Raw genomic sequence first — 15716 nt, forward strand, 5'->3', positions numbered from 1 at the left:
GGTGACCGGATGCCGATCAGTCGACGCCGATTCCTCCAGTTGGTGGCCGCCGCTGGCGGCGTCACCGCGCTCGGCGCGGGCGGCATCGCCCTGGTCGACGCCGAGGTGCTGCCCGGCCGGTCGGTGCTCGACCACGCGCTGGGCCGCTGCGATGCCGCGCCGCCGACCGCACCGCAGGGCACGCCCCAGCCGCCGGTCATCGGCAGCTTCCGCTCGACGGCACGCCGCCGGGAGGTCGGCTTCGCCATCTCCTACCCACCCGGGTACGCCCCGGGCGCTCGGCTGCCCGTCTGCCTGGCCCTGCACGGGTACGGGGCCGACGCCCGCTCCGCCGTCACCGCCGCCCGGTATCCGGAGTTCCTGGCTGGCGCGCTCGCGGCAGGGGTGCCCCCGTTCGCGCTGGCCGCACCGGAAGGCGGCGACGGCTACTGGCATCCGCACGCCACGGACGACCCGCTCGGCATGCTCGTCGGGGAGTTCCTGCCGCTGCTGGAGGGGCGCGGCCTGCGCACCGACCGGGTCGCGGTGGCCGGCTGGTCGATGGGCGGGTACGGCGCGCTGCTCGCCGCGCTGACCCATCCGGACCGGTTCCGGGCGGTGGTGGCCACCTCACCGGCGATCTTCCGCTCGTACGCCGACGCGGAGGGGGTCAACGCCGGCGCGTTCGACGATCCCGACGAGTGGGCCCGGTACGACGTGACGGCCCGCGCCGCGCAGTTCGCCGGCCTGCCGGTGCGGATCGCGATCGGCGCGGCCGACCCGTTCGCGGACGCGGTCCAGACACTGCGGGACCGGCTGCCCGACCCGGGGATGGTGACCATCGGGGTGGGCTGCCACGACGCCGACTACTGGGCGTCGGTCGCCCCGGCGCAGGTGCGGGCGATCGGCGCGGCACTGGCCGGCTGACCCGTAGCGTGTTGGAGGGCCTGGCAGAGTTGGCCGGCGTGCGATGCTGCGGTTCGCCAACTACTACGAAGGCCCCGCTGGATGGTCTGGCACTGCTCGACGGCCCGGCGCGCGTCCGTCAACGGGTGAGGCCGACAAGCGTCGCCAGTCGCGTCACGCCGGCCGGCGCCGGCTGCGCGCGGGCGACATCGGCGATGAGAGTACGCGCCAACGGCCGACACCGGACCTCAGCGGGCGAGACGCTGTCCGCGTCGACCAGGGCGCGTGCCGCCCCGCGCAGGTCACCGATGTGGAGGTACGCCCCAGCGGCGTCGAGCAGGTAGGCGCCCCGATGCTCGGCCGGCAACCGCCGCCACCCGTCCCGCCGAACGACGCTCACATGCCGTCGCACCGCCTCGTCGGCGTCACCCCGCTGCGCCGCCACGAGCACCCGAGCCAGCTCCACGGCGACCGGCCCAAAGCTGGTGCGGTGCTGATCGTCGTACCCCGGAAGGTGTGCGGCGACGCCCGCGGCCCGGTCGGTCAGCTCGTCGGCGCGGCGGTGCTCGCCGCAGCCGGCGGCGGCCAGGGCGGCCTGGAGCAGCAGCGTCCCGCCCACGGCCCACTCCCCCGCCGACCGCTGCGGCCGGACGCGGTTCGCGACGGCGAGCGTCGCGGCCAAGGCGAGGCGGTCGCGGCCCGACGCACGCAGCGCCTGCCCGACCGACACGGCCGCCGTCGCCGCGAGCGCCGGATCGTCACCGGCGGCAGCCATCGCCCGATCGGCGGCCAGCCAGCCGAGGTCGGCCTCGCCCAGTTTCACCAGCAAGGCGGAGGTGATCCGGTACGTCTGCACCCGCACCTCCGGTGACCGCGCGCCCTGCACGACATCGAGCAGACTCGGCAACACCCGCATCAACTGCGCGTAGTGCGCGTGCTGGTAGGTCAACCAGGCGTACCCGACCTGCCTCCTCGCCTCCTCCGTCGTCTGCTGCGTGGCATGCGGGGTGTCGTAGCGGGCGAGAGCGGCGCGGATGTCGTCCACCCCGTCGAGAGCGCCGACCGGCGTTCGCTGCGGCTGCTGGCCGAGCAGCACCTCCGGGTCGACCCGCAGCACGTCGGCCAACTCCTGGATCACCGAGTACCGGTCCAGGGCCCGCACTCCCCGCTCGACCTTGTCGACCCAGCTCTTCGACCTGCGGAGACGATCGGCGAGCTGCTGCTGTATCATCGACCGCCGCACCCGCCAGCGGGCGACCCGGCGGCCGATCGGCAGGTCATCGCTTGTCACGCCGCCACCGCCGGTCCGGGACCGCACGAGTCGTGTCCTCCACCGGTACGCGGTCCGCCTCGGCCTGTGCCAGCAGGCGCTGCTTGGCAGCCTCGCGCTCGGCCGCCTCGGCCTGCTCGCTCTTGCTCGCCGTCTCGTCGCCGCGCATGCCACCTCCGTCACCCGGGGCACGACGCTCAGATTGCGCCGCCACCCACGACTCCTGGGATCAGCGAAGCCCGCTGCGCGAATACGGGCCAGATGGCAAGCGATGCGTGCCATTGCGCTGCTCAGGACGTGGGTTGCGCGGGGTTGCGCCGGTCCCCATAGGACCGGCTAAGGCCATAGGCTCGTCACTAGTTGTAGTTGACTGATGCCTGGAGGTTGACCATGGCGCGACCGGTGACGAACGCAGCGTTCGAGGGGCTGCTGCTTGCCGCCGGCTACGGCAACGCTCACGCTGCCTTCGCTCGCCAGCTCAATCACGCGGGCCGCGACCAGGGCGCTTGGCGCTACGACGCCGCCAGCGTCTACTGGTGGTTGCGCGGTCGCCGGCCAGGCGAGCACGTGCAGGCCGCCATGGCCGAAACACTTGCCCGCAAACTCGACCGCCCTGTCGCCATCGCAGAGCTGGGATTTGGCACCGTCGACAGCATCGGACCGTGCGTCTACCCGCCAACCGTCGATCAGGCGATCGACACCGCCGAGCGGATCTGGGCGACGCTGACCAAGCACCTCAATCAGCAAGCCGCCGGTGTATTCGACAGCGGACAAGCCCTGCAAGCGGCGCTCGGGTGGCGGTATGACCTGCCCGACACGTCGGTCAGCAGGAACGGCCGGCAGCAAGTCACCTCCACCGACGTCCAGTCGCTGTACGCGCTGGCGGATCACTTCACCGATCTCGACCGACGTCACGGCAGCGGCTCTCCGAGCACCCGGTCGCTGATGGCCGACTTCCTCGTACGCCAGGTCACCCTCATGCTGCACGGCACCTACACCGAAGCCGTGGGACGCAACCTCATGCGCGCAGCCGCGACACTCTGCGGACAGCTCGCTTTCATGTCGTACGACGCCGGAGATCACGCTTCCGCCCAACGACACATGACCGTCGCCCTGCGACTCGCCAAGGCCGCCGATGACCGCCTGTACGGCGCTCACCTGCTGGCCAACCTCGCCACCCAGGCCGTGCAGCTTGGCCACTCCCGCGAAGCGGCCCTGCTCGCCCAGGCTGCCATCGACGGAGCTGGCCGTGCACCAGCCAGTGTGCTCGCTCGACTGCACGCCACCGCCGCCACGGCGTACGGGCAGTCAGGCGAACGACGTGCCTGCCAGCTCGCGCTCGCCAGAGCCGAACGCGCGCTCGACCGCACAGGCACCGACCCTGGCCCACGCTGGGTCGCCTACTTCAGCCCCGCCCACCTCGCCGGAGCCGCACTGCGGTGCCTGGGCGATCTGCATCTCTACTCGCAGGCCCTTCGATACGCTCCCGACGCGCTCACCCTGGCCAGCCAGAACACCCGCACGCGTGCCCTGCACACCGCGCTCGTTGCCATGACTCATGCCCGCGCCGGGGACACCGACGCCGCCTGCGCCTGGGGCCGGAAGTTGGCACAGCACACTGCGGGCATCCAGTCAGCGCGTGTCCAGCAGCGCGTCCACGAACTCACCGCAACGCTCAGCGCTCAGCAGGCGTCGCCCCAGGTCAGCGAAGTCCTGCATACTCTCGCGGCCATGCCGGCAGCCACGTAGGGACGGAGCCACCTGGACCCGTCCGCTAGCGTCACCCAGGTGACCTGGACGGAGCCCGCAACGTGGTACGCCAACCTGGCGTCCTTCTACGCCGCAGCGGCCGCCTTCATCACCGACCCGGACGGCAACGTGCTGCTCGTCAAACCCACCTACCGCGACCACTGGGCCTTCCCCGGCGGCTACGTGGACGAAGGCGAATATCCCCACGATGCCTGCGCCCGCGAGATCCAAGAGGAGTTGGGGATCTCGGTCGTGGTGGGCGACCTTCTCGTAGTCGACTGGGCGCCGCCCGCTGGGGAGCGACCACGCGCGATCATCAGCTTCACCTTCGGCTGCGGGTCCCTTGACAGCCTCGACGGCGTCACGTTGCCGAGGCAGGAGTTGGAGGACGTCGCCTTCTTCACGCATCGAGAAGCTGAGCGGCGTCTTCCCGCCAACGTCGCCGCACGAATCCGTGCGGCGACCAGTGCCCGTGACCGACAAGCGCCGGTGTACTTCGCTGGCGGTTCGGCCGTTCCAGCATCCTCTGAGGATGGGCCGAATACGAAGTAGAGCCTTGGTCGCAGACTGAGTGAGACAAAATCCGGCGTACAGGTCGACTCGTCCGTCGCCCACCAGCCCAGAGCCTCGATCAAGGCTCTAAGCTGGTTCTATGTTCGGGTGTCGATGGTCGTTCATGGTCAACATTGGGCGGCGTTTGACGCCCTGACGACGCCCTGACGCCCTGGAGACGCCCTGAGCGCTGGCTCAGTTGACCTCTTCTCGGGTCGGCTGGCAGTACCGCCTTGGACCGTCTCCGGTCCACGCCCGACCGTTCCGGCTAGGGCCGGCGACTGTGTGTGTTTGGCACGTCCTGGTGGTGGAGCTAGTGCCGCGACCCAGTGTTCCGGTGCAAGCCAGTCCCGGGGTTGGACTGGCTTGGCAGAGACGGAAGCCCCGACGCACGACCAGGCCGACCCGCTGGCTTCCGTAGCGGTCTTGGTGGTCCCATCCGTGGATGAGGTGGGATGAGCACATGCCGGAGCTGCTGGAGCACCTGGGGGAGATGGGTCTGGTCGGGCTGGTCAAGATTGACGGCGAGCGGCAGCGCAAACCCTGAACCGTGATGATCTCGGGTCAGCGGCTCGATGGTGCGGCGATAAGGGTCGACGGCCACAGCCTCGATTACTGCCTGCGGCATGTGGTCACAGCGCTTCACGAACGCTTCCCAGACGAACTCGCGCTGAGCTGAGATCCGACTGTGGGGCGGTGTCCCGGCGGCTGTCGGTGGCTCACCGCCCCGGCGCCGCAGGCGGCCGGGGCGGTGAGCCACCGACCGGGCTTGCCGCCCTGCACCGCGCGGAGCGCGGTGCCTTGATTCAGAACAGCAGCAAATCGGCAGTCGAAGCGGGGCAGGTGCGGCTCCCCCGGGGACTAGCGGCACTGGGGCAAGATGTTTCCGTGCGCCCTATACCCCAGATGCGGAACCGGATCATCGTCAGCGCGCTTGCGGTACCGGCCGTAGCGTCGCTGATGTGGCTGCTACTGAAGCAGGGGTTGGACCGAGCTGACCAGATCGCAAGTGTTGGTGCGCTTCTTATCGCCACAATTACGCTGGTCGCGACGTTTGGCCCTTCGTTGCTGGGTCACAAAAGCGGTGAGGACGATCTTGCTAAGACTCTTCAAGTTCTAGCTGAGTCAGTGGCAGAGCAGTGGAGCGGAGAAGAGCAACTGCGGAAGCTTCATGACCCTGAGCCGCTGCCCGTCCAATGGCATGCTGTGGGCCCACCCGTAAGTGACTATTGGGGCAATATTCGCACGGATGGGAAGCAGCACCCTCTTGCAGTGGACGGTAGACTAGGGGGAATTGCTGAGGTCTTTCTCAAACGTTTACACAGGCAGCGGCTCGTAATTCTCGGCGATGCTGGTTCCGGGAAAACAGTGATTGCAACGCGCCTACTGCTTGATCTAGTCAAGAATCGAGATGAGCTCGCGCCCGTTCCGGTACTATTGACGCTTGCTACTTGGGATCCCAAGAGGCAGGACCTAAATGGATGGATTTCTGGCCAACTGGCCGTCGACTACCCTGCAATGCACCAGAAAGGACGTGTGGAGCGATTACTGAAGGCGGGAGGAATACTTCCAATTCTCGACGGACTTGACGAGATGCCACACGAAAATCGCGCTCTCGCCATCGCTTCGATTAATCACCTTGGCACCTCTTGTTCAATGGTTTTAACGTCACGACCTCAAGAATATCGTGATACGGTGCGGAATTCTGACGTGGTGACAGCTGCAGCCGTCATTGAGTTAGAGCATTTGGCGGCAACCACAGTTTGCGCCTACCTCCGGAGATCCACGCATCCACGGCTGGAAGCGAATTGGGAGCGGGTCTTCAAGCGGATGACTCAGAGGCCGCAAGGAGCATTGGCTCGCGCGCTTTCTACTCCACTCATGGTCAGCTTAGCCCGCACGAACTACGCTCATGCTGATGCCAACCCTTCTGCCCTGCTTGGCTCCGATTTGAAGTCGCAGGAGCGGATTTCATCTCACTTGATCGAGTCCCTGATTCCCTCGGTTTTCCCCGGCCCGCCATTGGATTCGGGTTGCACTAGCAAAGAAGCGAATAAGTGGCTCCTCTTCTTGGCGCATTATTTGCGCGAGCGCGATTCTTTAGAAATTTCCTGGTGGCGACTGCATGAAGCGGCTGAAAAAGCTACGGGCTGGACTTACTTTGCCATAATGGGCATCATTGCAGGCGTTTTCTATGTAATTGAAAACTTTGGACTTGCTGTCATCTATTTTATAGCGACCATGGGATCATCGGCTTTATTTGCTTTTAGGGTGCTGGAACATCCTTCGATTGTCGCAGTAAATTTCAAGCGCTTCCCTCGGCCATTTGCGAAGGTTTTCGCGGGGATGACCTGTCTTGGAATTCTAAAGCTCCCTGTAATGCCGGACTTTCTGGTGGTCTGGATCTACTCCCTAATGGGGCTAGTCACGGGGGCTGTGGTCGGGCTGAACAAGTCGCTAACAGCTCCGGTGGATGCGGCACGAGCGAGTAGCCCCATAGCCACCTTGAGGGCAGAACGCAAAGTTTGTTTGGTCTCGGCGATCCTGGTTGGACTAGCGTTGGGCATTGGCTTAGGCTTCTTCGGCGGTCCAGTTGTTGGAGGGGCGCGGGGCTTCGCTGCGGGTTTCTTGGGCGGGTTGACATCCGCACTTTCGGGGCATTGGGGCACCTTCCTACTGGCGCGACTAGTTTTCGCTGCGCGCGGCATGCTACCGATCAGGCTGATGAGTTTTTTAGACGATGCTCATCGCCGTGGCGTATTGCGGCAGGCTGGAGCCCGATATCAGTTCCGACACGTTCTGCTCCAAGAATACCTTGTGCCTTCCCTTGACTCTCCAATCCCCGAACAATCTGTCGATTGCTACACGGAGCCTCGGTACAAGCGCCTAGTTTTGCGCTCTTTCTCAGCCTTTGCCGGCACGCTCCTCGCAATTCCCGCAGTGTATGTTGCCAGTTCCAGTTCTGAGCAATTTATGCCCGATATTCCGCAACTGACTGCTATGATATTCGCACCCTTGTTGGTGATCGTGATTCCCGTGCATATTTTGGTCACTTGGATAATTCTACGCAACCGAACAACCGTGACGATCTGGTCTGTGCTAAGAGTGCTAGTGTTGATGCTTTTTAGTATTTCAATGGTATCGATAGCGTCGGTCGAATCATTTGGCCTTGTTTGGTCGATACTGGTATCGTTGTCTTATGCTGCCGGAATTCTTATGATCGGATTCGCCGTGCGGGTTCGTCGCCGCGTCACCGTTCACCCACTTATCAGGGCGTCGCCTGGTTCAGGCGAGTCGCTTGAGCTTTCGGAGCCCTCTTCCTAAGCGGGGTGGATGCTTTCGGTTTCGTCTGCATCTATGGCTTTGTTATGCTCTTGTTGGCGTGTGCCGAAATCGTCAGTCTTGCATTGTCGAAGACTGGAAGCGTTTCAAAATTTGACGAGTGGCACCTTGCCGGCATCCTGTTGGTGTCCATACCCGTGCTGGTTATTGTTGCCGTCGACTTGAGGTCTACCGAAATTTTGGCGGCGATCGTTGGCCCCATTGGGCGTTCAAGGTATATTCCATTGTGGGATCAATGGCCGCCCTCGGCCTGCTTCCGTCTCTCATTCCGATTCTCAGATCATTATTAACACGGTCCTTGGAATAGGAGACACGGTCGAGGATAACGTCTATATTCGAGACAGGGCGGCTCCCATTCAGGGCATGGGCTAGATGCCTTGGGATGCCCTGCGGGCGTGGCTGACAAAAGGCCCCGTTAAGAGATTCACCGCGTCATTCGCATTTCATCACCAATGCCTAGTAGGTGATGCTAAAGACCGGAAGGCCTGAGTTGGCCGCCATACCGAAGTCCCACTCTGTGCAGTGGTTACCCTTCTGGCCGGAATGGCGGTAGCGCAAGAAAGCGCGAGCCACGCGTTGGGATTGTCGACTCGCGCTACCGCCCGACCACGTTACTCACCCTAGGGGCACACCCATGAGCGGGGAATTATCGGGCGATAAACAGCGAGAGGAATGATGGCCATCCCTGGATAGATGGGGGATTCGTTTGCGCCGTGCGCCTCCATAATTCTTGAGAAATGCTGGACTAGCGCGTCAAGCTTATCCCGCTCAAACCCGGGCTGAGAGCTGATGGCGTTATCTGGGAGCGAGGGGACGGGACCCGCGCGTCGTTCACCCCTCCGTGCAACGACGCCAACCGTTACCCAATGCCGGGCCTCGTTGCCATAACGACCATAGAGCGCACTTCTTTCCGGTCCGATGTAGTCAGATCGCTCTAGCAGGGTGCCGACAAATCCATGGTTTGGCTTAGCTGGGCCACAGGGCATTATTCGAATCATCACGCCCTTCGGGTACATCATCTTGGCCATGTGAAAGATCGTCTTAGCCTGTGCTTGGTTCTTCTTAAGGACTCCCGACTCCAGCATGTGGCCAACCATCTCGGAGAAGTGCTGTCCGTCAGTAATATTTGACGGTGCCTCGATTCGCACGATGGCACCCTCGGGCGCGGCTCCTGCCATCCCATCGGATTCCCAGTTCCGAGGCTCGGCAGCAATGTCGGAGATATCTGTAAGGAAACCCGTCGCTTCGGCGGACTGCTCGAACATCGTGAAATGAAGTTCTCCGAAACTTCTGGTCTCTTGATTCCGGGAAATCGACTGGCGTCCAGCTTCGCCTTTTGTCATGCCGAGGGATACTCCAACGCCCCACCGATTAAGACGTTCGGTAACCTCTTCGACCTTATCCGGAGTGCCCTGATATAGTTGTCCAAGCAACGACCGCACGCGCGGCACGTCAACGTAGAGAAAGTCCTGCAATACAGGCGTGCCGTCCTGCGGGATGTTCATGCTCATATATCGAACCTGCCTCACCTTCGAGATGGCTCCAACGCGACACGCCGTCTGGGCCGCCCCCAGCTCGCCCGACTCGACCGGCGTCCGCTCCCCCACGCCGCACAGCTTGTCCGGCTGCCGGCCCACCAACCCACCGGTCAACGTTCCATTGTGCTGCGGCGGCCCTCCGGGCTACCCGCTGTCTGCGCCTGCTACCGGGCGTCAGCATGACGCCCGTCAAGCGGCAGCGGCCCGGCGTGCCCAAGCGGCGGGCGCGTGCGGCCGATGCGTCCACTTTTCAGAGCGGGTCGGAAATGCGAGCTAGTTCTTTGTTGTTTCATTGCTTCGTCTGATGCAGGCGCTAGGTTCTGGCCACTGTCCCGACGGCCCCGTTGTTCGGGTACAGGCTCCCGCCGTTCCACCAGGGTTCCGCCAACCTCGACAGCAAAAAGGGCTGCAAGCTCTGCGCGGCGCGACCCGGCGCTGTCGTGTTTCCGGCTCGGCACCCTCGTCTAGCCCACGCTCGTGTTGACGGGGGGTGCGTAGGTGCCGCAGCCGTATTCGGTCTCCACCAAGTCTGGCTCGTGTAGCGCGGGCTATGCCTGGCGAACCGTGCCACCGGCCGGGGGCGCGGTCGTGATGACCACCGCCGGGGACCTGAGCAGCGTCTTCCCGCCAACGTCGCCACACGAATCCATGCGGCGACGAGGGCCCGTGACCAACAGGCGCCGGTGTACCTCGCCGGCGGCTCAACAGTGCCGCCGGACCGGGTTCGCGGGACAGACAGCGTCAGAGGTCGCGAGTAGCTTCTCTTCGACGCGGACCACGTGACGGAGGAGGGCCGAGGATGCACCTGCCGGTCAGGCGAGTCGAGCGCACCGAGACACCTGTCATGTTCATCGAGGCAAGAGACGGGTCCGACGAGATCGGGCCGGCCTGGGACCATCTGGAGACGGTGCTGGGGTCGATGCGCGGGCGCACTTTCCTCGGCGTGTTCGACGACAGCGGCATCTACCGCTGCTGCGTACGGATTCGAGCCGGTGACGCCCCCGACCACCTCGGCCTACGAACGGGCATCGTTCCGGGCGGCCGATACCTGAGCGCGACCGTGCGTGGCCCGCAACCTGCCGCCTATGCCCTGCTCACGCCGACCTTCGAGCAGTTGCAGCGCACGGGCGGTCGGGACGACTCTCGCCCGTGCATCGAGTACTACCGTCGCCACGACCGGATCGATGTGTTGATGCCCCTGCGAGACGGAGACTGACCGTTCCTCCACTCCACAATCGCCTACCCTCCACCAGTGCATGACGCTTCCGTTTTGGACGGCCTGGCGGAGTTGACCGGCGTGCGGATGCTGTGGTTCGCCGACTACTACGACGGGCCATCCGATGGTCTGGCGCTGTTCGACGGCAGGAGTACTGGTTCATCGCCGTTGGCGATGACCGGGGCGTACCCGTCGGTCAGGAGCGGCGCTGCTACGTGCTGCACGCGATCTCCGACGAGCAGGCGCAGGCCGAGTGGGCGGACCACCGTGAGTGGCAGCGGTGGGTGGGCCGGGGTGCGTACACACGCCCAGTTGCACCCGCGGCCCGGTGGTGCCGAGGCGGCTGCTGCCTGACACCGGGGCCATCCGTGGGGATGTGCGGCCCGACCACGCCAGTGCGCCAGCGATCGGGTGGTCCCGCGGCTAGGTATCCACAGCTGGGTCGTGGACGGCGACCCGTAGATCGTTGACCGGTAATTCCGGGCAGGTCATCAATGGTCGTAGGCGATCAAGGAGCGTTCGACGGGTGCGTCGATCGTCCAGTTGTGCCAGATCGCGGCCTCAGCAGTGGGCCTCCCGGAGCATCACGCATACTCCTGTTCCAGGATGGCCAGGTCGCGGTCGGCGAACTGCACGTGCGCCCACTGGTCGCTGAAGATGACTTGCAGGCACTTGACCGCCGTACGTTCGGCGGGCGGCGGGCAGCCGATCGCGGTGTTCGGCCCCCGCACGCGGTCCAGCTCCTCCTGCGTGACCTGCGCCAGATATGCGCGCAGATCGGCGATCCGCTCGGCGCGCACGGCGAGGATTTCGCCGAGGGTGGGCGCGGCCGACTCGTCGATGCCGAACTCGGTGCCGTTGGTGGTGAACGATGCGGGTACGCCGATCGGATGGAACGGGTTCGGGCGAAGGGCCGCCGCGTGGCCATACCAGGCGTCCACGACGAAGATCGTGTGGCGCAGGGTTTGGGCGAGCGACCATTCGTCGTTCACTGATCTGTGGACGGCTTCCTCTGGCAGCACGCTTGCGCGTCGCAGCGTCGCTTGCCACAGCTCCTCGATGACATCCACCGCATCGCGCATCGTCTCGGGTGTGGTTGGCTGCAGTCGAAGCCGTTCGGGGTGCAGGCGATCCAGCTCGGCCTCGATCAATGGCATGATCTCCACGCCGTTGACGCGCAGGCCGTCGATCGCCCCGTCGATGTCGGCGTTCAACAGCAGCACGCCACGCATCCGGGCGCCGCTGAGATCCACCTCGCGGAAGGTTGCGCTGGCCATTGACAGGTCGATGAACTCCGCACCCTCGTAGTCGGGCTGCTGCACGAATCGCGTCATCGGCACACCGTAGGGGCCCGGTACGACAAGACCACCAAATCAAGATCCCAGCATTGGGCTGCCCGGAGGTTTCCGGACAGGGGTTCCATTCGGGACCATTGACCGGGAGCTGAGGAGATAGTAGTGGCACGAGTGAAGAGGAGAAATACCGGTCAACGATCTAGCGGCCGCGAAGCATGTCGGCGAGACCTGCGGGATAGAGCGGGCCGCCTGCGGTGAAGCTGCTCAGGGAACGCCACACGACTTTCGTGCCCGGCTCGTCGAGTATTTCGCCTACCGTGTCCCGCTCGTAGAGCGACTGGTCGGTGAGGCGGCAGTCGTAGACGAAGACGATCTCATGCCCGGCGCGGTCGAACGCGTGAAAGAGGTTTTCCAGAACGCCCAGCAGGCGTACGTCGAGAAGTTCGGCGTCGAGCTCCTCGCGCAGTTCGCGACGTACGGCGGCCTCGGCTGTCTCGCCGAATTCGATCCCGCCGCCCAGGGGACGGTAGAAGGTTTCGTCCTTCGCGGAGTCGTGACTCTCGAACACGAGCAGGTCCTCACCACGACGTGGCACGGCAAGGGCGACCGGGCGGATTGACGACATCAGTCGAGGCTAGTGCCTAGATCTGTGTTCTTGCCTGCTCGATCTGCCGGACGATGGCATGGGCGCCGTGGGCCTGGGCGATGGCGTTGGCCTCGTCGAGTGTCGCGAGCGCGTCCGCATGGCGGTCCTGGGCAGCGGCGATGTAGGCCAGGCCGACCATGTTGGCGGCCACGCCAGGCAGCGCTCCCACCTCTCGGCGCAGCCGTGACGACTCCTCCAGCCGCTCGCGCGCTTCGTCCAGTCGACCGGCCGTGTGCGCCGCGATGCCCAGGTGTCGCAGTGCCTCGGCCTGAGTGGGCTTGTCGCCGACCTGCGCCGCCATCCGGTGGGACCGTGCCAGATACGGAACCGCGGTCTCGTTGTCGCGCCGGATCACCTGATGCAGGCAGCCGATCCAGAACAGCGTCTCGGCCTGGCCACGCGTGTCGCCCAGCGCCTGGTACAGCTCGATCGCACGCTCAAACAACCGCAGTTCGGCCGGATCCTCGACGGGTGACGAGCCGCTGACGGCGCGTTCATTGAGGAATCGCGCGTGCAGGATCCGCCCCCGGGCCAGCGCGGCGTCGGCCTCCACCGCGTCCAGGTCCCGTTCGGCGTCGACCAGCACGCCGGCATCGCCGCTGAACACGGCGTGTTCATAGAGGACCCTGGCCCGTTCGTTGCGATCTTCGGCGCTCATCGCCGCCCCCGTCCCGGCATCGCCACTGCGTCCCGGGTCAGCAGTTTAGTGCTGCGCCCGTTCGCCGCATGGGTGGCGGCCGCCGGTCGGCGTCCGGCGGCCGCCCCCACAACCGGTCAGCTGGCGTACACCTCCAGTGCCGCCAGTTGCCCGGCCGGCCAGCCGGTGTTACCGGTCACGGTGATACGCACGTAGCGGGTCTGCGCGGCGCTGAACGTCAGCGCCACCTGGTTGCCCATCGACGGGTTGAAGGTCCGCGCCGCCGAGGAGACAAGCGTGCCGAAGCTGCTCCCGTCGGTGCTGCCCGTCACGGCGATGGTCTGCGTGCGGGTCGCCCAGGCTGACGACGGCGGCAGCTTCAGCACCACCCGCCCGACCGTGCGCGTCGCGCCCAGATCGACCTGGACCCACTGCGGGAACGCGTTGTTGGCGCTCTCCCAGTAGCTGTTCGCGTCGCCGTCGACCACGCTGCCCGACCCGTAGCTCTGGACGTGGCTGCTCTCGCTCGTGGAGCGACCGCGGGCGAGGTCCGAGTTGGCCGGGGCGTCGGTGGTGACCGTGACCGCGTTCGAGGCCGCCGAGGTGTTGCCGGCGGCGTCGCGGGCGGTGACAGTGAAGGTGTACGAGGTGGAGGCGTTGAGCCCGCTCACGGTCGCCGTGGTGCCCGTGACGGTGCTGACCACCGTGCCGCCCTGGCGCACCTGGTAGCCGGTCACGCCGTTGTCGTCGGTCGACGCCGTCCAGGCCAGGGACACGCTGCTCGACGTGCGGCCGGTCGACGTGAGGCCACTCGGGGCGGTCGGCGGGTTGTCCGTGGTGCCGCTTGAGGCGTACACCTCGACCTGGGATAGCTGGCCCGCCGCCCAGCCGGTGTTGCCGGCGATGCTCAGCCGGATGTGGCGGGCCGTGGTGGTCGTCAGCGTGCGCGTGACGGTGTTGCCGGTCGCCGGGTCGAAGGCGAACGCGGAGGCCCCGGCGATTGTCGAGAAGGAGCTGCCGTCGACGCTGCCCTGCACGGTGATGGTCTGGGTGCGCGCGCCCCAGCCGGCGGGCAGCCGCACCACGAGCTTGTTGACCGGATAGCTGGCGCCGAGGTCGACCTGCCACCAGTGCGGGAACGAGCCGCTGCCGCTCTCCCAGTAGCTGCCGGCGTCGGAGTCCACCGCGTTGGACGCCGCGAACGAGCCGTTCTGGCTGCTCGCCGAGGTGGACCGGCCGGCGGCGAGGTTTCCGGTGGCCGGGGGCGGGGTGCCGACCATCGGCGGCGTCGGGCGTACGGCGGTGAGTGCGAGCTGACCCTTGAGCATCCGGCCGCCGTCGCCGGTGATGCGCAGGTAGTAGTCGGAGGAGCAGGCGACGCCGTCCTCGTCCAGAGCCCGGATGTTCGCGCCGGCCGGGGTGGTGGCCTGCGTCTCGGACGTCTTGGCGATCTGGTTGCCCTCGTTGTACTCGTCGAACATGGACACGTAGAGGCCCTGGGAGCCGAGCCGGACCATGTTGTAGATGTGCCGCCAGTAGAAGTCGCCGTGCTTGCGGTGCCCACCGGCCAGGTCACCGGGCATCACGCAGGGCAGGTAGTCGATGCCGCGCGCCGCGCAGTCGGCCATGTCGCCGACGTTGACGTTGTTGTAGTACGAGTCGAGCTCCTCCACGGTCCGGGCCCGGTAGACCATCCACGGCGAGATGGCGTGGAAGGCGTGGTAGACGTCGAGGAAGCCGGGGCGGGAGTCCTCGATGCCCTGCCGCCACCAGGTGGGCACGCCACCGATGACGTAGCAGCCCTGCGCCTTGAACCAGTTGATGACGTCCAGGCAGGGCCCCGGGGTGAAGGGTCGGCTCGACTCGCTGAAGCCGAAGCCCCAGATGCAGACGACAGGCTTGCCGTTCTGGCGGGCGTACGCGCTGGACGCGGTGTGCGCCGACATCTTCGTCGTCCAGTCGGTCCTGATGTCGGTCTGCATGGTCAACCAGTCGGTGACGTCGTACATGATGTAGAACTTGCGGCCGTAGCGCTCGGCCGCCGAGCGGACCTTCTGCGTCATCGCGTCGCGGGTCGGCCCCTCGTCGCCCGTCGGGTTGAACCGTTGCAGCGCGGCGGTGTCGCAGCCGTACTCCTGCATCCAGCGGAAGTGGGTGTCCACCGTCTGCTGGTCGTACGAGGAGAAGAGGGTGGCCGGCGAGCCGTTGCCGAGGTTGGGGTACGCGGTGGGATAGCTGCGCGTGTACTCGCGCATGTCCGGCCAGGACACGATCGTGGTGTTCGACGGCGACGGCGGCTGGAAGCGGTCGCGGCTCCAGTGCCACCAGCCGCCGATGGGCGCCGAGTCGCCGGGCGCGCTGAACCAGCCCTGGTAGCCGACAGTCACCTTGCCGACCACGTCCCCCACAGGGCTCGCGGCGGCGGCCGGTGTCGCCGTTGTGGTGAGCAGTTCGCTGGTGGAGGTGGCGGCGAGGGCGGACCCCGCTAGGACGGACGTGACGAACCTGCGGCGGGAGACCGCCATGAGGACCACTCCTTCGGGACGGAAGGCATTGACGGCCATCGTGGCAGCAGTGGATGCTTCC

The 15716-nt window shown here is 65.8% G+C and carries 12 protein-coding genes; 5 read left to right on the forward strand and 7 right to left on the reverse strand.

Features of this window, described 5'->3' with window-relative positions:
* Positions 1-9 precede the first annotated feature (9 nt).
* Positions 10-906, forward strand: coding sequence for an alpha/beta fold hydrolase (locus AB0K10_RS10425; RefSeq protein ID WP_363681966.1), 897 nt, complete (start codon positions 10-12; stop codon positions 904-906).
* Positions 907-1024: 118 nt separating this feature from the next.
* On the opposite strand, the gene AB0K10_RS10430 is transcribed toward AB0K10_RS10425, so the two are convergent.
* Both AB0K10_RS10430 and AB0K10_RS10435 read right to left on the reverse strand, forming a co-directional pair.
* Positions 1025-2176, reverse strand: a complete 1152-nt coding sequence (locus AB0K10_RS10430) for a helix-turn-helix domain-containing protein (protein ID WP_363681968.1) — start codon at positions 2174-2176, stop codon at positions 1025-1027.
* On the reverse strand, positions 2163-2324 hold the full coding sequence (locus tag AB0K10_RS10435) for a hypothetical protein (protein ID WP_363681970.1): 162 nt from the start codon (positions 2322-2324) through the stop codon (positions 2163-2165). Before AB0K10_RS10435 ends, AB0K10_RS10430 begins: the two co-directional genes overlap by 14 nt.
* A gap of 221 nt (positions 2325-2545) precedes the next feature.
* On the opposite strand from AB0K10_RS10435, the gene AB0K10_RS10440 reads away from it, so the two are divergent.
* From AB0K10_RS10440 to AB0K10_RS10450, 3 genes are all read left to right on the forward strand, one after another.
* Positions 2546-3904, forward strand: a complete 1359-nt coding sequence (locus tag AB0K10_RS10440; protein WP_363681972.1) for a hypothetical protein — start codon at positions 2546-2548, stop codon at positions 3902-3904.
* A 39-nt stretch (positions 3905-3943) separates the two neighbouring features.
* Complete coding sequence (locus AB0K10_RS10445) at positions 3944-4456, forward strand: NUDIX hydrolase (protein WP_363681974.1); 513 nt, start codon at positions 3944-3946, stop codon at positions 4454-4456.
* 696 nt (positions 4457-5152) lie between these two features.
* A complete protein-coding gene (locus AB0K10_RS10450; protein WP_363681976.1) occupies positions 5153-7780 on the forward strand; it encodes an NACHT domain-containing protein in 2628 nt (875 codons plus the stop codon).
* 638 nt (positions 7781-8418) lie between these two features.
* Here the strand turns inward: AB0K10_RS10450 and AB0K10_RS10455 are convergent.
* Positions 8419-9309 (reverse strand): hypothetical protein, encoded by an 891-nt coding sequence (locus AB0K10_RS10455; RefSeq protein WP_363681977.1) that lies wholly within the window; start codon positions 9307-9309, stop codon positions 8419-8421.
* Positions 9310-10135: 826 nt separating this feature from the next.
* Between AB0K10_RS10455 and AB0K10_RS10460 the strand changes: the two genes are divergently transcribed.
* On the forward strand, positions 10136-10552 hold the full coding sequence (locus AB0K10_RS10460; protein WP_363681979.1) for a GyrI-like domain-containing protein: 417 nt from the start codon (positions 10136-10138) through the stop codon (positions 10550-10552).
* Positions 10553-11136: 584 nt separating this feature from the next.
* Here AB0K10_RS10460 and AB0K10_RS10465 read toward each other — a convergent pair.
* From AB0K10_RS10465 to AB0K10_RS10480, 4 genes are all read right to left on the reverse strand, one after another.
* Positions 11137-11886 (reverse strand): DinB family protein, encoded by a 750-nt coding sequence (locus tag AB0K10_RS10465; protein WP_363681981.1) that lies wholly within the window; start codon positions 11884-11886, stop codon positions 11137-11139.
* Positions 11887-12046: 160 nt separating this feature from the next.
* Positions 12047-12472: an NUDIX domain-containing protein gene (locus tag AB0K10_RS10470; protein WP_363681983.1), complete on the reverse strand. Its 426-nt coding sequence runs from the start codon at positions 12470-12472 to the stop codon at positions 12047-12049.
* 16 nt (positions 12473-12488) lie between these two features.
* A complete protein-coding gene (locus AB0K10_RS10475) occupies positions 12489-13151 on the reverse strand; it encodes a tetratricopeptide repeat protein (protein ID WP_363681985.1) in 663 nt (220 codons plus the stop codon).
* A gap of 116 nt (positions 13152-13267) precedes the next feature.
* Positions 13268-15655: a discoidin domain-containing protein gene (locus AB0K10_RS10480; protein WP_363681987.1), complete on the reverse strand. Its 2388-nt coding sequence runs from the start codon at positions 15653-15655 to the stop codon at positions 13268-13270.
* Between the last annotated feature and the right edge of the window lie 61 nt (positions 15656-15716).

Origin of the sequence: Micromonospora sp. NPDC049274, assembly GCF_040678875.1 — a bacterium.
In the GTDB taxonomy this organism is placed as follows: domain Bacteria; phylum Actinomycetota; class Actinomycetes; order Mycobacteriales; family Micromonosporaceae; genus Micromonospora.

Coding starts and splice junctions, on each gene's coding strand:
- AB0K10_RS10425 (WP_363681966.1), top strand. CDS start 10: ATGCCGATCAGTCGACGCCGATTCCTCCAGTTGGTGGCCGCCGCTGGC.
- AB0K10_RS10435 (WP_363681970.1), bottom strand. CDS start 2,324: ATGCGCGGCGACGAGACGGCGAGCAAGAGCGAGCAGGCCGAGGCGGCC.
- AB0K10_RS10440 (WP_363681972.1), top strand. CDS start 2,546: ATGGCGCGACCGGTGACGAACGCAGCGTTCGAGGGGCTGCTGCTTGCC.
- AB0K10_RS10455 (WP_363681977.1), bottom strand. CDS start 9,309: ATGAGCATGAACATCCCGCAGGACGGCACGCCTGTATTGCAGGACTTT.
- AB0K10_RS10460 (WP_363681979.1), top strand. CDS start 10,136: ATGCACCTGCCGGTCAGGCGAGTCGAGCGCACCGAGACACCTGTCATG.
- AB0K10_RS10465 (WP_363681981.1), bottom strand. CDS start 11,886: ATGACGCGATTCGTGCAGCAGCCCGACTACGAGGGTGCGGAGTTCATC.
- AB0K10_RS10470 (WP_363681983.1), bottom strand. CDS start 12,472: ATGTCGTCAATCCGCCCGGTCGCCCTTGCCGTGCCACGTCGTGGTGAG.
- AB0K10_RS10475 (WP_363681985.1), bottom strand. CDS start 13,151: ATGAGCGCCGAAGATCGCAACGAACGGGCCAGGGTCCTCTATGAACAC.
- AB0K10_RS10480 (WP_363681987.1), bottom strand. CDS start 15,655: ATGGCGGTCTCCCGCCGCAGGTTCGTCACGTCCGTCCTAGCGGGGTCC.